The organism is Bacillus cereus group sp. BfR-BA-01355 (assembly GCF_022663675.1).
Lineage (GTDB): Bacteria > Bacillota > Bacilli > Bacillales > Bacillaceae_G > Bacillus_A > Bacillus_A thuringiensis_S.
In genome coordinates this window covers 1-204 of sequence record NZ_JAKUFY010000542.1, presented here as the reverse complement: position 1 = coordinate 204, position 204 = coordinate 1, and the positions used below count along the sequence as shown (strand labels likewise).

Sequence of the window (204 nt, the reverse complement as noted above, 5' to 3'; positions counted from 1 at the left end):
CGGTAGAATTGCACCTAATATTTTAGAGCGTAATTTTCATACAGATGCACCGAATCAAAAGTGGGTAACAGACATCACAGAGTTTAAATTGTGTGGAGAAAAACTGTATGTATCACCTGTATTAGATTTGTATAATGGTGAAATTATTACCTATACAATTGGTTCTAGACCGACGTATTCGCTTGTTTCAGACATGTTAGAGAA

General features: G+C 34.8%; 1 protein-coding gene. It reads left to right on the top strand.

Annotated elements, in window-relative coordinates; translation table 11 throughout:
• A partial coding sequence (locus tag MR167_RS33910) for a DDE-type integrase/transposase/recombinase (protein WP_242316343.1) occupies positions 1-204 on the top strand: 204 nt, incomplete at both ends.